Source organism: Bradyrhizobium sp. CCBAU 53340, assembly GCF_015291645.1.
In the GTDB taxonomy this organism is placed as follows: Bacteria; Pseudomonadota; Alphaproteobacteria; order Rhizobiales; family Xanthobacteraceae; genus Bradyrhizobium.
In genome coordinates this window covers 6,316,656-6,332,534 of the sequence record NZ_CP030055.1, presented here as the reverse complement: position 1 = coordinate 6,332,534, position 15,879 = coordinate 6,316,656, and the positions used below count along the sequence as shown (strand labels likewise).

Sequence of the window (15,879 nt, the reverse complement as noted above, 5' to 3'; positions counted from 1 at the left end):
GGATGCTTCAGGGTTCAATAACAGAAGCGGCAGAGTTTCCGGCTATTGGAGACTTCTGCCGCATGAGCCTCGCCTCACAGAGAGCCGGACTGAGCCGCTTGCCATTGCGCGCGGCAGCTTTTGTCGTGCTCACTTGCGTCGCAATCCTCGGCGTCAGCGGCTGGCGTGAATGGGCGGCGCGGGACGCGGTGCTCAAGGGCGCCGAAACCGAGATGGCGAACGTCGCGCGCTCGTTGACGCAGCATGCCGAGGACAGCCTCGACCTCCTGGATTCCGGCGTCGTCGGTGTCGTCAGTCGGCTGGAGATGGACGGCACCGGCCCGTCCACCATCGCCAAGCTCGGCAAGGTCCTTGAAGCCCGCAAGACGGCGGTCGCGCGCATCCACAGCCTTGCCATCATCGATGACCAGGGTAACTGGCTGACCTCGCCCGGGACCATCGCATCGACGCTCAGCGACGATACGTTCTTCCGTCACCATCAGCTCTCGCCGAAGCGCGACGCCTATGTCGGACACCCCGTGAAGAGCGTGCTCGACGGGCAATCGGTCGTCACGCTGTCACGGCGCTTCAACAAGCCGGATGGCAGCTTCGGCGGCGTCGTGCTCGCAACCATCAGCGCCGGCTATCTCTCGCACTTCTACGAGCAGTTCGAGATCGGGCGCAACAGCTCGGTCGCGCTCGTGCATGGCGACGGCCTAATCATCGCGCGCAATCCGAACAACGAGCGGTTCGTCGGACGCAGCGTCGCCGACGCGCCGCTGTTCCGCGACCCGAGCCTGCAACGGCCGAGCGGCGCCTATCGTTTCAAATCGCCGCTGGACGGCGCCCAACGCGTCAGCTTCTTCAAGCGCTCTGGCCGTTACCCGCTCCTTGTGCTCGCCACTGTCGACCAGGACGAGTTGCTCGCTCCGTGGCGGGCCGCAGCGATCTCCCGCATGCTGTATGTGGTCGCGCTGGTGATGCTGATCGCGATCATCGGCGCGGTGCTGGTGCGGCAGTTGCAACGCGGCCAGCGCATGGCGGCGGCACTGGTCGAGAAGGAGGCGCATTTCCGCCTGCTCGCGGAAGGTTCCAGCGACATGGTCACCCGCATCGGGCTCGACGAGCGGCTGCGCTACGTCTCGCCGTCGTCCAACCGCGTCGTCGGCTGGCGCCCCAATCAGCTGATCGGCACCGACGCGCTCGCCGGCATCCATCCGGAAGACCGGCCGCATGTGCAGGCGATCGTCGACGCCATGAAGCGCGGCGACATGGACGAAGCGCGCCTCACTTACCGCAACGTGCACCGGCAGAAGTCCGAGGTCTGGCTGGAATCGACCATGCGGGTGACGCGCAAGGACAACGGCACTGTCGACGGCGTGGTCGCGATCTCGCGCGACATCACCGAGCAGAAGAATCTGGAGACCAGGCTCGAGACGCTCGCGATCGAGGACAGTCTCACCGGCCTTGCCAACCGCCGCCGTTTCGACGAGCGGCTGAAGGAGGAATGGGCGCGTGCCTATCGCGACCGTTCCAGCCTCGGCCTCCTGATGATCGACGTTGATCACTTCAAATCCTACAACGACGAATATGGCCATCCCGCAGGCGACGCCTGCTTGCGCGTGGTGGCGAAGGTCATCGCGGCCGAGGTGCAGCGGACAGGTGATCTTGCGGCCCGCTATGGCGGCGAGGAATTCGCCATGCTGCTGCCGAACACCGATGCCGCCGGCTGTGCCCGCGTCGGCGAGCGGATCCGCAGCGCCGTTCACGATGCGGGTCTGGTCCACGCTTCCAATCCGGCTGCATGTGTCACCCTCTCGGTGGGCGGCGCAGCCTGCCGACCGGCCTTCGAACGTACCGCGGGCACGGATTCGCTGGTGGAGGCTGCGGACCAGGCGCTTTATGCCGCCAAGGATGGCGGTCGCGATCGGCTGATGATGTCCGGCGAGGTCACGACCCTGCTGCCCAAGGCATCCGGCCAGTAGTTCCGCTCAATAATGCGGCGGGCGCTCGTTGGCGGGCCCCGGCGCATTCGCCTCGGCCTCTTGCAGCCGCTCGCTGAGCTGCGCGAGCTGGCGCGTCAGCGTGTCGATCTGCTTCCACTGCGCGGTGATGGTCTGGTTCAGCGCCTCGATGGTGTCGTCCTGATAGGCGAGGCGCGTCTCCAGCGTGTCGATGCGCTCGGCGAGCGTCTTGATCTCACTCGTCACTTGCCTGCCCCATGACTTGTTCGCACATGACTTGTTCGCACATGTCTTGTTCGCACATGTCTTGTTCGCACATGACTTGTTCGCGCAAGCCCCGCTCGCGCAATCCGTGACCAAGTGCGATGCGCTCGTCGAACACGAAGCATTCGCCGCGCCAGCGACTCTGTGCCTCCGGCACCTCTTCCAGATACTTCAGAATCCCGCCCTTGAGGTGGTAGACCTCGGCGAAGCCGCGCGCCAGCAGATGCGCGCTGGCCTTCTCGCAGCGGATGCCGCCGGTGCAGAACATCGCGATACGCCTGTGTTTCGCGGGGTCTAGCTTTGCCGCGGCAAATTCCTTGAATTGGCCAAAGCTCTTGATGTCGGGATCGACCGCGCCCTCGAACGTGCCCATCGCAACCTCGAAGGCATTGCGGGTGTCGAGCACCAGCGTGTCGGGCGAGGAGATCAGCGCGTTCCATTCGGCGGCCTCGACATAGATGCCGACCTGCCGGGTCGGGTCCGCGGCGGGGTCGCCCAGCGTGACGATCTCCTTCTTCAACCGCACCTTGAGCCGGCCGAACGGCATGGCCTCGGCGGTCGAGCACTTCAGTTCGAGATGGTCGAGCCTGCCGCCGAACATCGCCCCGTGCGCCAGTTCGTGGACGAAGGCGTCGATCGCTTCGCCCGAGCCCGCGATCGTGCCGTTGATGCCCTCCTGAGCCAGCAGCACGCTGCCCTTCAGGGACAGGTCGGCGCAGAACGCGCGCAGCGGCTCGCGCAGCTCGCGGTAATCGGGCAGGGCGGCGAATTGGTAGAACGCGCAGACCTTGTAAATCATGCGCCCGTTTAGCAGGCGGCCGGCGCCCAGAAAACCCGCAACCAGCAGCTCTATTCCCGGCGGATGGCAGCCATTTCCGTGGCATGCCAGCATTGCCCGGGTGGGCCGGAATGTGTCATGTAAGCCGGGTTTTTCCGGGATGGCGTGCCATCCGCGCCCACGGTCTGAGAAAGAGCAAGAATTCGATGAGAAACTTCCATTTCCCCGGCAGGTCCACGGTCCACGCCACCAATGCGATGGTGGCGACCTCGCATCCGCAGGCATCCCTTGCCGCGATCGAGGTGCTGCGCGAGGGCGGCACGGCGGTGGACGCGGCGGTGGCGGGTTCGGCGCTGCTCGGCGTGATCGAGCCGCAATCGACCGGCATCGGCGGCGATTGCTTCGCGCTGATCCAGCCGCGCGGTGAGGGCAAGATCATCGCCTATAACGGCTCCGGCCGTGCGCCAAAGGCGGCGAATGCCGACTGGTATCTCGAGCGCAAGATCAATTCCGTGCCGCTGACCTCCGCGCATGCGGTCTCGATCCCCGGCGTGATCGATGCGTTTGCCACCGTGCTGCGCGACCACGGCAAGTTCGGCTTCGACCGGCTGCTGCAGCCGGCGATCAAGGCGGCCGAGGAAGGCTATGTCGTTGCGCCCCGCATCGCGTTCGACTGGAAGAACCAGTTCGAGAAGCTGAAGAACGGCACCAACACCGTGCGCTACCTGCTGCCGGGCGGCAAGCCGCCGGTGGCCGGCGACGTCATCCGCCAGGCCGAGCTTGGCAAGACGCTGCGGGCGATCGCCAAGGACGGCCGCGATGCCTTCTACAAGGGCGAGATCGCGGAGGACATGGTCGAGACCCTGCGCGGCATCGGCGGCCTGCACACGCTCGACGATTTCGCCGCGCACACCACCGAAACGACGACGCCGATCGGCACCATGTACAAGGGCTACGACGTCTGGCAGTGCCCGCCGAACGGCCCGGGCGTGACCGCGCTGTTGATGCTCAATATCCTCTCGCGCTTCGACCTGACCAACTATGCGCCCGTCAGCGTCGAGCGCTTCCATCTCGAGGCGGAAGCTGCGCGCATCGCCTACATGAATCGCGAGATGCATGTCGCCTCTCCCGAGCACATGAAGATCAACGTCGCCGAGATGCTCGAGAAGGGCTTTGCCGACGAGTACATCAGCAAGATCCGCATGGACGGCACGCTCGACCTGCCCAATGTCGCGCCGCCGATGAATCCCTCGACCATCTACATCACGGTCGTGGACAAGGATCGCAACGTCTGCTCGTTCATCAATTCGGTCGCGCACTCTTTCGGCTCGGCGATCGTCTCCAACAAGACCGGCGTATTGTTCCAAAATCGCGCCGGTGGCTTCCGCATTCAGCCGGGCCATCCCAACTGCATCGAAGGTGGCAAGCGTCCGCTGCACACGATCATGCCGGGGCTGCTCACCAAGGGCGGCCGTTCCACAATGTCATTCGCAGTGATGGGCGGACAGTATCAACCGACCGGCCAGACCCATCTGTTGACCAACATCCTCGACTATGGCTGCGACGTGCAGGAGGCGATCGACATGCCGCGCGGCCTGCACTACGAGGGCCAGTACCAGCTCGAGGACAGCGTGCCGGTTGAGATCGTCGAGGGCCTGAAGAAGCTCGGCCACAAGACCACCAGCGTGGTCGGTCCGCTTGGCGGGGCCCAGGCGATCTGGATCGACTGGGACAAGGGTACGCTCACCGGCGGTTCCGATCCGCGCAAGGACGGCTGCGCGTTGGGCTATTGATCGCGCGGTTCCTGGCGAAGAGTTCAGGAAAAGTTGACGGAGGGGCGACGTGGCATCGGGCTGCGTCGCCCTTTCCCGTTCGGAACGGAGCTCATGGCCCCAAGTTGGTGGGTCGTGAGCAGTGCAGGCGTGCGCCGCTCTGTTTTCGAAGCGGCGGAGGCCGTCCATGCCCGATCATTCAAGTTCCCGACCATCCGGATTCGACCGGCGCGCCTTCATGGCCGGTGCCGCAGGCAGCGCCCTTGTTCCGTTCGCTGCGCGCGCGGCCGCGCGTGAAGCGCGAATGCCGGCGGCCCAGGATCCCGCGCTTCCCGTCGACGTCACGTTGCGTGTCAATGGTCAGGACAAGCGCCTCAGTCTCGACGCGCGCACCACGGTGCTGGATGCGCTACGCGAACATCTCAGACTGACCGGCAGCAAGAAGGGTTGCGATCACGGCCAGTGCGGCGCCTGCACGGTGCTGATCGGCGACCGCCGCGTCGTCTCCTGCCTGACGCTTGCACTCGCGGCCGAGGGCCAGGAGATCACGACCGTCGAGGGCCTTGCGACCAACGACCGGCTGCACCCGATGCAGCAGGCGTTCGTCGATAACGATGCCTTCCAATGTGGCTATTGCACGCCCGGCCAGATCATGTCGGCGATCGCCTGCGTGAAGGAGGGACATGCCGGTACAGATGCGGACATCCGCGAATATATGAGCGGCAACATCTGCCGCTGCGCCGCCTATCCGAACATCGTCGCCGCCGTGAAGCAGGCTGCGCCCGAGATCTTGAAAGGCTAGCCCATGCGACCGTTCTCGTATCAGAGGGCGACAGACCCTGACATGGCCGTACAGGCGCTCGGCGTCGCCGCGGCCGCCAACAATCCGCTGACGCAGGCGACGGCACAGCCGCTCGCCGGAGGCACCACGCTGATCGACCTGATGAAGCTCGACGTGATGCGGCCGGCTGCGATCGTCGACATCAATCCGCTGGCGCAGGGCTGGTCGGCGATCTGGCCCGGCGAGGGTAACCTGCGTCTCGGCGCGCTCGCGAAGATGTCGGATGTTGCCGCACATGATGAGATCCAGCGCAACTATCCGGTCATCGCCAATTCCCTGAAACTCGCGGCCAGCGCCCAACTGCGCAATATGGCAACGCTTGGCGGCAACGTGATGCAGCGGACGCGTTGCAGCTATTTCCGCGATGTCTCCTACGCGAATTGCAACAAGCGCAATCCGGGCTCCGGCTGTGCCGCGATGGATGGCTTCAACCGCATGCATGCGGTGCTCGGCACATCCGACCAGTGCATCGCGACCTATCCAGGCGATTTCGCCCAGTCGCTGATCGCGCTGGACGCCACGGTCGAGATTACCGGCAAGTCCGGGACTCGCAGCATGCCGTTTGCCGAACTGCACAAGGCGCCGGGCAATACGCCGGAAATCGAGACCACGCTTCAGCCGGGCGAATTGATCTCCGCCTTCGTCATTTCGGGCCGCTGGCCGCGCTCGGTTTATCTGAAGGCGCGCGACCGGCAATCCTATGAGTTCGCGCTTTCGTCGGCTGCTGTCGCGCTCGATGTGCAGGACGGCACCATTCGGGACGCGCGTGTCGCGCTTGGTGGCGTCGCCACGGTGCCCTGGCGCGCGCGAGAGACGGAAGCGCAGCTCAGGGGACAAAAATTCGACGACAGTCTGGCGCAGCGCGCCGCGGATGCCGCCTTTGCCGACGCCAAGGGACGCCAGCATAACAGCTTCAAGATCGCGCTCGGCAAGCGCGTTGTGGCTCGCGCGCTCCAGCAGGCCGTAACGATGGAGATCTGACCATGACCGCTGCCGCTCCCGAGCCGAAGGCGAATATGGGCCAGCCCGTGCCGCGCTATGATGCGACTGCAAAAGTCACGGGACGGGCGACCTACGGGTCCGATATGCCGCTGGACAACCCGGCCTATGCATTCCTGGTCACCAGTGCGATTTCCAGGGGGCGCATCAACAGCTTCGATCTCGACGATGCCAAACACGTCCGTGGCGTCATCGACATCGTCACGCACGAGAATGCGCCTGATCTGAAGGAGTCAAAACTCTTCAGCAATGGCGGCTATGCCGGTACCACGATCCAGCCGCTGAAGTCGGCCGACATCGCCCATGACGGTGAGATCATCGCAGTGGTCGTCGCGGAGAGCTACGAAGCCGCGCGCGAGGCCGCCAATCGCGTCAAGGTCAGTTACACGGCGATGACGCCAAGCGCCAGTTTCGATTCGCCGGGAACGACGAAAGCCGCCGCAAAAGGCCAGAATGCGCAGTTCAAGGAAGATCCGCAGGTCGGCAATTTCGCCAAGGCGTTCGAGGAGGCCGAGGTCAAGCTCACCGCGTCCTACGACACGCCGACACAGCACCACAATCCAATGGAGCTGTTCTCGACGAGCTGCGCCTGGATGGGCGACAATCTCGTCATCTACGAGCCCAGCCAATATGTCTATGGCCTGAAGAATGGCGTTGCCGAGCAGCTCGGCATCGACGCCGACAAGGTGAGGGTGGTCAATCCTTATGTCGGCGGCGGGTTTGGTTCACGTGGCTCGATGACGCCGCGCACCGCCATTATTGCCGGCATCGCCAGGCGCCTGAACCGGCCGATCAAGCTGATCCCGACCCGCGATCAGGGGTTTACCATTGCGACCTATCGCGCCGAGACGCGTCATGAGATCAAGCTCGGTGCGAACCGTGACGGCAAATTGGTTGCGCTCAGGCACGAGGGCGCCGAGGTGTCGTCGCGCGCCGACCCCTACTGCGTCGGCGGGACTAAAACCACGACGCGCCTCTATGCCTGTCCCAATGTCGACAGTCTCGTGTCGATCGTGCGCGCCGACCGCAACACGCCGGGCTTCATGCGCTCGCCGCCGGAGGTGCCGTATCTGTTCGCGCTGGAGAGTGCGATGGATGAGCTGGCGTCGAAGCTCAACATGGATCCGGTCGAACTCCGCCGCATCAATGACACCACCAATGAACCGATCGGCGGCAAGCCCTATACGTCGCGGTCGCTGATGGCGTGTTTCGACGAAGCCGCGAAGGCCTTCGGTTGGGCGCGGCGCTCGGCCGCGCCAAAATCAATGTCCGACGGCGACTGGCTGATCGGCTATGGGTGTGCCGCCACCTGCTACCCGACACAGATGGCGCCCTCGGCCGCGCGCGTGCGTCTCCAGCGCGACGGCCGGACCCGGGTCGAGATCGCCGGCCACGAGATCGGCACCGGCGCCTACACGATCATCGCCCAGACCGCTTCTGAGCGGCTCGGCGTACCCCTCGAGAAGGTTTCTGTCTTTATTGGAGACAGCGACTTGCCGCCGGCGCCGGTCGCGGGCGGCTCCAATTCGACGGCCAGCACCTGTTCGGCCGTGATGATGGTGTGTGACCAGATCCGCCAGCGTCTGTTCAAGGCGGTCACGCCCAACGAAAGTCTGACGGATAAGGCCAAGGAAACCGTCGGCATCGGCCAGACGCCGACGACCCAGGCGGCGAAGAGTGACCGTCCCCTCGATCTGGAGAAGGCATTCGACGCGCTCAGCGTCGGCGTGGTCGAGGAATATGGCGAGTGGAAACCGGAAGGCGCGCCGCTGGATTCCTTCAAGGCCATGCACAGCGGTCACGCGCGCCTGGTCGGCGGCGCGGCCATAAAGGACAAGATCGCCTACGCTTTCGGAGCCGAGTTCGTCGAGGTTCGCATCAACCGCTTCACGCACGAGATTCGCTGCCCTCGCCTGGTCGGCGCCTTTGCTGCCGGCCGCATCATGAACCCGCGCACGGCGCGCAGCCAGCTCATGGGCGGCCTGATCTGGGGCATGTCTTCGGCGCTGCTGGAGGCGACCGAGATCGACGAGCGCACCGCGCGCTACGTCAACGACAATTTTGCCGATTATCTCGTGCCCGTGAATGCCGATGTGCCTGATGTCGAGGTGATCCTGCTTTCCGAGCAGGACGATCACATCAACCCGGCCGGTGCAAAGGGGCTCGGCGAGCTCGCCAATGTCGGCACCAATGCGGCGATCTGCAATGCGATCTTCCACGCCACCGGCCAGCGTATTCGCAAGCTGCCGGTGCGGTTGGAAAATATCGAGGTCTAAAGGGGGTGGAAACCGCATGCTCGTTGCGCTAGACACCTTCCGCCTCAAACGGAAGGTGTTTTATGCAGCGTTTCCAGCGCGTGCTCCTTGCCATCATGTCGGCGCTCGCGATCACATTGATCGGCAATGCGTCGACATTCGTTTCCACCACGGCCTCGGCCCAGACCGCAGGAAAGACCATGACCACAGCTTCAGGACTGCAGATCACCGATAGCGTCGTCGGCACCGGCGCCTCGCCGAAACCCGGCCAGATCTGCGTGATGCACTACACCGGCTGGCTCTACGAGAACGGCCAGAAGGGCAAGAAATTCGACTCGTCCGTCGACCGCAATGAGCCGTTCGAATTCCCGATCGGCAAGGGCCGCGTCATCGCCGGCTGGGACGAGGGCGTTGCCACGATGAAGGTCGGCGGCAAGCGCACGCTGATCATCCCGCCGCAGCTCGGCTACGGCGCGCGCGGCGCCGGTGGCGTGATCCCGCCGAACGCGACGTTGATGTTCGACGTCGAATTGCTCGGCGTGAAATAATCGCACAAACAAAAAAGACCGGCCCTGCGGCCGGTCTTTTCGCTTTCAGTCGAACGCATGTTACTCGGTTGTGCGACGGGCCGCCGCAGCGGCGCGATCGATTGCTTCCTTCGCGGTGTCCTTGGCATCGCCCATGGCCTTCTGGCCCTTGCCTTTCACTTCCTGCACGGCGCCTTCGCCCTGCAAGCGCTCGGAACCGGCGGCTTCTCCGATGCCCTGCTTCGCCTTGCCGATGGCTTCGTTGGCGTTGCCCTTGATCTTGTCGCTGGTGCTACCCATGAAACTCTCCTTCGAGATTGCTCGCGAAGACAACATCTGGCGACTATGAGGGTTCCGATTTTGGTATGGCTTGATAGGCCGGCTTTGGTTAGCTTGCCGCGCACGGAACCAACAGAAAGCAAGATCAATGACCGGCCATGACCACAGTCATTCCCACCATGACCACGATCATCACGACGATCGCTGGAAACATGACGGCGTGCGCGTCATTCCCGGCAATCAGCTCGATACCAATGTGCCGTCGACGGCGGGCATGGATCGCGCGGCTGCGATCAATTTCGCCCGCGTCGGCGCGCAGAAATTATGGGCGGGCACCGTCAGCATCAAGCCCGATGCCAAGACCGGCGCGCATCACCATGGCCACCTCGAAAGCGTGATTTACGTCGTGAAGGGCAAGGCGCGGATGCGCTGGGGCGAGAGCCTGCAATTCACCGCGGAGGCCGGTCCGGGCGACTTCATTTTCGTGCCGCCCTATGTGCCGCACCAGGAGATCAATGCCAGCCCCGACGAGGTGCTGGAATGCGTGCTGGTGCGCAGCGACGGCGAGGCGGTCGCGATCAATCTCGACATCGAGCCGGTCGAGAAGCCCGAAACCGTGCTGTGGATCGACCCTGTTCATCGGGATCCGAACGAGAAGAAGTAAGGCCGGGATCCCCGCGTGGGGGTCGATGCGACAGAACCCCGCAGGCGAACGTCAAAAAATTCGAAAGCGGTGTCGGATGGCGGCCCAGCCATCCGTCCTTGGGCAGAAACCCCGCCCAAGGAGCTCTCGATGCCCAGGATGATCTTCCTCAATCTGCCGGTGACCAACCTCAAGCGTGCGACCGCCTTCTACGAGGCGATCGGCGCGACCAGGAACCCGCAATTCAGTGACGACACGGCAAGCTGCATGGTCTTTTCCGAGACCATCTACGCGATGCTGACGACGCACGACAAATTCCGTCAGTTCACGCCGAAGCCGATCGCTGACGCCAAGACCTCGAACCAGGCGCTGTTCTGCCTCTCCGCCGATAGCCGGCGCGAGGTCGACGAGATCGTCGGCAAGGCCGCGGCTGCCGGTGGGGTGGCCGATCCCAGCCCGATTGACGAATATGATTTCATGTATGGCCGCAGCTTTGAGGATCCGGATGGTCATATGTGGGGCGTGAACTGGCTGGACATGGCGGCTGTCCCTCCGAAGCCCGCCATGGCGAACGCCTGATCGAAAGCTGAAGAGGAGCATTCGCAATGTCCAAGCTCGTGCCCTGCATGTGGTTCAACGGCGATGCCGAGGAGGCCGCAAAGTTCTACGTCTCGCTCGTTCCGAATTCGGAGATCACGCACGTTCAGCGCAACGTTTCGGACGGGCCGTCCGGCAAGGAGGGCTCGGTGCTGGTCGTCGAGTTCATGGTGGCCGGGCAACCCCTGGTCGCGCTCAATGGCGGCATGAAGATGGAATACACGCACGCCATCTCGCTGATGATCCAATGCGACGACCAGGCCCAGGTCGACCGCGTCTGGAATGCGTTCCTCGCCCATGGCGGCAAGGAAGAGCAGTGCGGCTGGCTCAGGGATCGCTGGGGCGTGGCCTGGCAGGTGGTGCCGAAGGTGATGTTCGAGTACCTGTCGAGCCCCAACAAGGCTGCCGCCGCCCGCGCCTGGCAGGCCATGATGAAGATGGTGAAGCTGGACGTGGAGGTCCTGCGGCGAGCGTTCGAGGGGAAGTCTGCGGCGTGACGCAAACATAAGTGCAGTCGTGACGGCAACACAGGTGCCGTGGGGTGGGCAAAGGCGCACCGCGCCGTGCCCACCGTCTTTCTCCGCTTGAGACAGGCGGTGGGCACGCTTGCGCTTTGCCCACCCAACAAGATCCAGCCTAGATCTTACCGCTAATAATTGATCCTCAGCCCGACGCCGCCGTGGATGGTGTTGCCAACCGGCTGCGGGCCGAGCGTGCCGTTGGCGAAGAGGTCCACGATCCAGCCCTTCTGCACGCGGAAGCCGAGGCGCCCGCCATATTCGAACCAGCCCTGGTTGCCCATCGTTGGCACCACCGTGCCGTCGCCGGTCACGGTGGCGACGATACCGCTGTGGCTTGCGAATGACTGCACCCAGCCGCCGTTGATGTTGGTCTCGATATTGCCGGCAAAGAGATGGGTCCACTGGCCGCCGATCTTGACCAGGCTGGTGCGGTCGGTGCCGTCAGCAATGGTGGCGTCGAACGGATTGAACGCGACGGTGTTGTCCGCATAGCCTGACACGCGCTGCCAGAGTTGCCAGACCTCGACGGAGGCCGCGACCTCGTCGCGCGGGGACAGACGACTCATCCAGCCGGCGCGGCCGTAGACGGCGTAGTTCGCGGCGTTGGTCGAACCCGTCACGCTGACCGGGCCGAGGCTGGTGTTGTAGCTGCGGGTGTATCTCGCCTTCTCCCACGGCGTCAGGATCGCGCCGACGTCGAAGAACGGACGCGACGAGCCCCAAACGGTGAAGTCATAACGCAACGCGAAGGCGCCGATCGGTGCGCTGGTGATGTGGTAGCCGCCCTCGCTGTATTGCGTGTAGGCGATGCCGGCGAGCAGCGACAGGTTCGGCGTCAGCTCCTTGCGGCCGTGGATGCCGGCCGAAAACGAGCCGGCCGAGCCGAACGCACTGACGCAGTCGCTGCAATTGATCTGCTCGTTGACGCCGAGCAGCACCGTGCCCAGCACCCGGTTGGTGATCATCTGGTTGAAGCGCTGGCCCGCGAGGCCATCGATCGAATTGCCGCTGGAATCGGCGCCGGTCAGCGGCGGGCTCGGTAGCGGGCTCGGCGACGGGTAAGGCGTCGGCGGCCCATCGCAATCCGACCCGCAGGAGCTCGCGGCAGAGGCCGGACGTGTGTTGAACGTGAATAGCGCAAGCGCGGCGGTTGCGGCCAATGCGCCGGCGAGGGCGAGCCTTTTGAAGCCGGGCTTCATCATCGTCAGCGCCCGCACAGCATGCCGTCGTCATGGACAGCGGGGGTGACGGTCGGTGAGGCGTCGGCGTATTGATTGACCGCGCAAAGGCCGGCATTCGCGGCGCAATTGGCGGCGAAGGTCCAGGGCGGCGTGTTGGTCTTGGTGATCGAGACCTTGCCGCCAGTCGAGGTGATGACGGCGGTGTCGCCCGGCTGGGTCAACTGAGTGCACTGGAAGTTCAGCGTGCACACGCTGGCTGCGCCTTCCTGCAGCACGACGACCGAGCGACCGCGCTGGGACAGGATGTCGAGCGTGGTGCCGCGAACGCCGATGGTGGCGAGCGGCGTGGTGATCTTGTAGGCGGTCTTCTCCGAATGTCCAGTGACGAAGCGGAAGGCGCCGGTGGCCATCCGGATCGCGACGTCGCGATAGCTGTGCTCGTCGTTGAAGACGGTGCGGTCGAGCTTCAGCGTCGCGCTCGGTCCGAGCGACAGATTGGTGCTGTCGGCCATCACGAAGCGCGCGGCGCTGTCGGCGCCAGTGCGCACGGTCTCGTCGCGCAGCATACTGTCGCCGACGCTGATCGGCGTCGTGGTCGCGGCGACGCGGACCACCTCCTTCTGGACAAGGACGGCTTCGCCGACGCGCGTCTGCGCCTGCGCACAAGGCGCAGCGCATAGTGCGGCCGACAGCAGGATGGGGAAAAGCAGAAAACGTAAATTCATTTCATAACCGATCGAGGGTCCCTGATCGTACCGGATCGCGCACGGTTGTGTTGTGGCAGAATTATCACAAACGGCGCGGGACGAGCGTTAGCTTAGTGACAGTTGCGGCAGAATGCGTTCAATGGATCGGCTGAGTTTGTTTTTATTCGCGGTGACGCAGATTTGCCACGCAAAATAGTCCCACAGCAGTCGCGCGAAGCACAGGCGGTTCCGAAGGTGTCGCGAAGCGCCGTGATCGCTGTCGCGATCTTCCTAGCTTCCCATCTCGCGCTGCTGATCGGGCTGGCGACGCCGGAAAAATTCGTCTTCGACGAGGTGCATTACGTGCCGGCGGCGCGCCAGATGCTGGGCGCCACGCCGTCGCAGCCGATGCTCAATCCGATGCATCCGCCGCTGGCGAAGGAGCTGATTGCGACGTCGATCGCAGCGTTCGGTGACAATGCGTTCGGCTGGCGCTATCCGGCGACGCTGTTCGGCGCGCTCGCGATCGTGGCGGTCTATCTGTGCGGCCTCGCGCTGTTCGGATCGCAGGAGCCTGCGATCGCCGCGGCGCTGATCGCAGCGTTCAACCAGATGCTCTATGTGCAGGCGCGCATCGCGATGCTCGACATCTTCGCGCTCGGCTTCGGCCTGCTTGCAATTGCAGCCTTCATGCACGGCTTTCGACGACAGCGGCCGCAGGCGCTGTTCGCGCTCGCGGGCAGCCTGTTCGGTCTCGCGGCCGCCTGCAAATGGAGCGGGCTGTTTCCGCTCGGTGTCTGCATCGTCATCGTGGTCGTGATCCGCCTGATGCAGGGCTGGCACACGCTGTTTGCCGATCCGAAGCCCGGAGACTGGTACCGACCCGATCTCTGGCCCGAATTCAGGGCGCACCATGCCGTGCTCTGCTTCGTGCTGTTGCCGGCCGCAACCTATCTCCCCGCTTTTGTTCCGCTTTACGGGCTGTCACTGCCTGACCTGCTCGAGGCACAGCGCCGGATCTTTGCCGACAACACCACCACCGCGATCGCAGGCCATACTTATATGAGTTCGTGGCCATCCTGGCCGCTGCTGGCGCGGCCAGTGTGGTTCCTGTTCGACAAGACAACCGACGACAACATCGCCGCGATCGTTTTTCTCGGCAACCCGCTGGTCGCATGGCCGGCGCTTCTCGCGCTCGTGATGGTGCTGCGCGACTTCATCGTCGCGCGTCGCTGGGATGCGTTCCTGATCGGGGCATTCTATTTCGGCTCCTGGCTCGCCTGGGCGCTGCTGCCGCGCACGCTGGGCTTCATTTATTACTATCTGCCGGCCGCAACGGCAGTCTCGCTCGCGCTCGTCTATGTGCTGCGCAAGGGCCTTCCGCGGTGGGCATTGTGGTTCTATGTCGGCCTCACCGCGATCGGCTTTGCGGTGATGCTGCCGATTTCAGCCGCCTTCGTCGGCACCTCGATGCAGACGTTCAACCGGCTGATGCTGTTTCAGAGCTGGATCTGACAAAGAGAAAACCGCCTGCTTTCGCGGCAGGCGGTTTGTCGATTGTCGCGGCTGCTTTTCAGATCATTTGGACGCCGTCTTGGTTTCCATGTTCACGACCTGGACGCGGCGGTTGATCGGGTCGGCACCGTTGGCGGTGTCCTTCAGCTTGGTCTTGCCATAGCCGACGGTGACGAGATCGTTGCTGCTGAGACCGTAGTTCTGCACCAGGTACTTCTTGATCGTGTCGGCGCGGCGCTCCGAGAGGCCTTGATTATACTCCTCCGTGCCGATCGCATCGGTGTGGCCGGCGACCACGAAGGTCGAGCCCTTCAGCGACGGATCGGACAGCGCCTTGCCGAGCGCCTGCACCGACGCCACCGAGGTCTTGGCGATGTCGGCCGAGTTGTAGTCGAACTGAATCTCGAGATCGATGTTCGGCTTGGTTGCCGCGAGCTCGGCGATCTCCTGGCGCTCGCCCAGCGAGAGCGAACGGGTCGGCCGGTTGCGCACGGTATTCAGGAACGTCGTCTCCTTGGCCTGCGCCGTCGGGTCGGCTTGCGGACCGGCCGACAGGCCGCGGGTGATCGGCTTCGGCTTCAACGCATCCAGGATCTGGCTGGACGAGACGTTGGTATCGCCGGCGAAAGCCAGGCCGGCCGTCAACGACAGCGCGGCGGTGAGCGTGATCGCCTTCAGTCCAAAAGACTTATTGAAATGGGTCATTGTCGTATCCTCGCTGTGACGCCTGATGGCGATTTGATGCTGCGAGGATAAGGAAGGTTCAAAGGCTCAGATGTGATCTTCATCACGTTCGTAGCCCGGGGCTTCCGGTTACGCTGGTCCTCTTGGGGAACCGCTGCGCCTCAAGTGAGCCGCGGGAGGCATGGCTGAAACCTGTGTACACCGTTCGTCGCAAAGCGGTCGCGGCATGGTCCGCCCGTGGACAAGCTTTCGGCCAGATGCGCGCCTAGCAACAGCTTCATCCGACAATCGTAGACGAAGGGGAGCCGAGTTCCGTCCAGTGCCGAGGCCAGGTGACTTTCAGCGTGACTACCAATTCTATCGCAGTGGCCCGCCGGATCGGACTGTGTCTCTG

General features: G+C 63.9%; 16 protein-coding genes. 10 read left to right on the top strand and 6 right to left on the bottom strand.

The window, feature by feature from the left end; all coding sequences use genetic code 11:
• Positions 1-62: 62 nt before the first annotated feature.
• The gene (locus XH89_RS29945) at positions 63-1,964 is read left to right on the top strand and encodes a diguanylate cyclase (protein ID WP_194463942.1); all 1,902 of its coding nucleotides are present in this window, start codon (positions 63-65) and stop codon (positions 1,962-1,964) included.
• Between the two features lie 6 nt (positions 1,965-1,970).
• On the opposite strand, the gene XH89_RS29940 is transcribed toward XH89_RS29945, so the two are convergent.
• Together XH89_RS29940 and XH89_RS29935 are read right to left on the bottom strand one after the other, a co-directional pair.
• On the bottom strand, positions 1,971-2,189 hold the full coding sequence (locus tag XH89_RS29940; protein ID WP_194463941.1) for a SlyX family protein: 219 nt from the start codon (positions 2,187-2,189) through the stop codon (positions 1,971-1,973).
• Complete coding sequence (locus XH89_RS29935) at positions 2,179-3,006, bottom strand: rhodanese-related sulfurtransferase (RefSeq protein ID WP_194463940.1); 828 nt, start codon at positions 3,004-3,006, stop codon at positions 2,179-2,181. The genes XH89_RS29940 and XH89_RS29935 overlap by 11 nt, the downstream gene beginning before the upstream one ends.
• 185 nt (positions 3,007-3,191) lie before the next feature.
• Between XH89_RS29935 and ggt the strand changes: the two genes are divergently transcribed.
• The 5 genes from ggt (at position 3,192) to XH89_RS29910 (ending at position 9,400) form a co-directional block, all read left to right on the top strand.
• Positions 3,192-4,778 (top strand): gamma-glutamyltransferase, encoded by a 1,587-nt coding sequence (gene ggt, locus XH89_RS29930; RefSeq protein WP_194463939.1) that lies wholly within the window; start codon positions 3,192-3,194, stop codon positions 4,776-4,778.
• Positions 4,779-4,995: 217 nt separating this feature from the next.
• Positions 4,996-5,559, top strand: coding sequence for a (2Fe-2S)-binding protein (locus XH89_RS29925; RefSeq protein WP_194468673.1), 564 nt, complete (start codon positions 4,996-4,998; stop codon positions 5,557-5,559).
• Positions 5,560-5,601: 42 nt separating this feature from the next.
• Complete coding sequence (locus XH89_RS29920) at positions 5,602-6,579, top strand: xanthine dehydrogenase family protein subunit M (protein WP_246767650.1); 978 nt, start codon at positions 5,602-5,604, stop codon at positions 6,577-6,579.
• A gap of 2 nt (positions 6,580-6,581) precedes the next feature.
• Positions 6,582-8,873: a xanthine dehydrogenase family protein molybdopterin-binding subunit gene (locus tag XH89_RS29915; protein ID WP_194463937.1), complete on the top strand. Its 2,292-nt coding sequence runs from the start codon at positions 6,582-6,584 to the stop codon at positions 8,871-8,873.
• A gap of 62 nt (positions 8,874-8,935) precedes the next feature.
• A complete protein-coding gene (locus tag XH89_RS29910) occupies positions 8,936-9,400 on the top strand; it encodes an FKBP-type peptidyl-prolyl cis-trans isomerase (protein WP_194463936.1) in 465 nt (154 codons plus the stop codon).
• Between the two features lie 60 nt (positions 9,401-9,460).
• Here the strand turns inward: XH89_RS29910 and XH89_RS29905 are convergent, their stop codons facing one another.
• Complete coding sequence (locus XH89_RS29905) at positions 9,461-9,679, bottom strand: CsbD family protein (RefSeq protein WP_194463935.1); 219 nt, start codon at positions 9,677-9,679, stop codon at positions 9,461-9,463.
• Between the two features lie 127 nt (positions 9,680-9,806).
• On the opposite strand from XH89_RS29905, the gene XH89_RS29900 reads away from it, so the two are divergent.
• The 3 genes from XH89_RS29900 (at position 9,807) to XH89_RS29890 (ending at position 11,395) form a co-directional block, all read left to right on the top strand.
• Entirely contained in the window at positions 9,807-10,322 is a 516-nt protein-coding gene (locus XH89_RS29900) for a cupin domain-containing protein (RefSeq protein WP_028134790.1), read from the top strand.
• Positions 10,323-10,451: 129 nt separating this feature from the next.
• Positions 10,452-10,880: a VOC family protein gene (locus XH89_RS29895; RefSeq protein WP_194463934.1), complete on the top strand. Its 429-nt coding sequence runs from the start codon at positions 10,452-10,454 to the stop codon at positions 10,878-10,880.
• 26 nt (positions 10,881-10,906) lie between these two features.
• Entirely contained in the window at positions 10,907-11,395 is a 489-nt protein-coding gene (locus XH89_RS29890) for a VOC family protein (RefSeq protein ID WP_194463933.1), read from the top strand.
• Between the two features lie 152 nt (positions 11,396-11,547).
• On the opposite strand, the gene XH89_RS29885 is transcribed toward XH89_RS29890, so the two are convergent.
• Both XH89_RS29885 and XH89_RS29880 read right to left on the bottom strand, forming a co-directional pair.
• Positions 11,548-12,621, bottom strand: coding sequence for a hypothetical protein (locus tag XH89_RS29885; RefSeq protein WP_194463932.1), 1,074 nt, complete (start codon positions 12,619-12,621; stop codon positions 11,548-11,550).
• A 2-nt stretch (positions 12,622-12,623) separates the two neighbouring features.
• Entirely contained in the window at positions 12,624-13,325 is a 702-nt protein-coding gene (locus tag XH89_RS29880; protein ID WP_194463931.1) for a FecR domain-containing protein, read from the bottom strand.
• A 216-nt stretch (positions 13,326-13,541) separates the two neighbouring features.
• Here XH89_RS29880 and XH89_RS29875 point away from each other — a divergent pair, with 216 nt between their 5' ends.
• Positions 13,542-14,801, top strand: coding sequence for a phospholipid carrier-dependent glycosyltransferase (locus XH89_RS29875; RefSeq protein ID WP_246767649.1), 1,260 nt, complete (start codon positions 13,542-13,544; stop codon positions 14,799-14,801).
• 63 nt (positions 14,802-14,864) lie between these two features.
• Here the strand turns inward: XH89_RS29875 and XH89_RS29870 are convergent, their stop codons facing one another.
• Positions 14,865-15,506, bottom strand: a complete 642-nt coding sequence (locus XH89_RS29870) for an OmpA family protein (RefSeq protein ID WP_194463930.1) — start codon at positions 15,504-15,506, stop codon at positions 14,865-14,867.
• Positions 15,507-15,879: the final 373 nt, after the last annotated feature.

Excerpts from the sequence above, each read along its gene's own strand:
- XH89_RS29925 (WP_194468673.1), top strand. The coding sequence starts at position 4,996 with ATGGCCGGTGCCGCAGGCAGCGCCCTTGTTCCGTTCGCTGCGCGCGCG.
- XH89_RS29905 (WP_194463935.1), bottom strand. The coding sequence starts at position 9,679 with ATGGGTAGCACCAGCGACAAGATCAAGGGCAACGCCAACGAAGCCATC.
- XH89_RS29900 (WP_028134790.1), top strand. The coding sequence starts at position 9,807 with ATGACCGGCCATGACCACAGTCATTCCCACCATGACCACGATCATCAC.
- XH89_RS29880 (WP_194463931.1), bottom strand. The coding sequence starts at position 13,325 with ATGAATTTACGTTTTCTGCTTTTCCCCATCCTGCTGTCGGCCGCACTA.
- ggt (WP_194463939.1), top strand. The coding sequence starts at position 3,192 with ATGAGAAACTTCCATTTCCCCGGCAGGTCCACGGTCCACGCCACCAAT.
- XH89_RS29920 (WP_246767650.1), top strand. The coding sequence starts at position 5,602 with ATGGCCGTACAGGCGCTCGGCGTCGCCGCGGCCGCCAACAATCCGCTG.
- XH89_RS29945 (WP_194463942.1), top strand. The coding sequence starts at position 63 with ATGAGCCTCGCCTCACAGAGAGCCGGACTGAGCCGCTTGCCATTGCGC.
- XH89_RS29935 (WP_194463940.1), bottom strand. The coding sequence starts at position 3,006 with ATGATTTACAAGGTCTGCGCGTTCTACCAATTCGCCGCCCTGCCCGAT.
- XH89_RS29885 (WP_194463932.1), bottom strand. The coding sequence starts at position 12,621 with ATGATGAAGCCCGGCTTCAAAAGGCTCGCCCTCGCCGGCGCATTGGCC.
- XH89_RS29890 (WP_194463933.1), top strand. The coding sequence starts at position 10,907 with ATGTCCAAGCTCGTGCCCTGCATGTGGTTCAACGGCGATGCCGAGGAG.
- XH89_RS29910 (WP_194463936.1), top strand. The coding sequence starts at position 8,936 with ATGCAGCGTTTCCAGCGCGTGCTCCTTGCCATCATGTCGGCGCTCGCG.
- XH89_RS29915 (WP_194463937.1), top strand. The coding sequence starts at position 6,582 with ATGACCGCTGCCGCTCCCGAGCCGAAGGCGAATATGGGCCAGCCCGTG.
- XH89_RS29895 (WP_194463934.1), top strand. The coding sequence starts at position 10,452 with ATGCCCAGGATGATCTTCCTCAATCTGCCGGTGACCAACCTCAAGCGT.
- XH89_RS29870 (WP_194463930.1), bottom strand. The coding sequence starts at position 15,506 with ATGACCCATTTCAATAAGTCTTTTGGACTGAAGGCGATCACGCTCACC.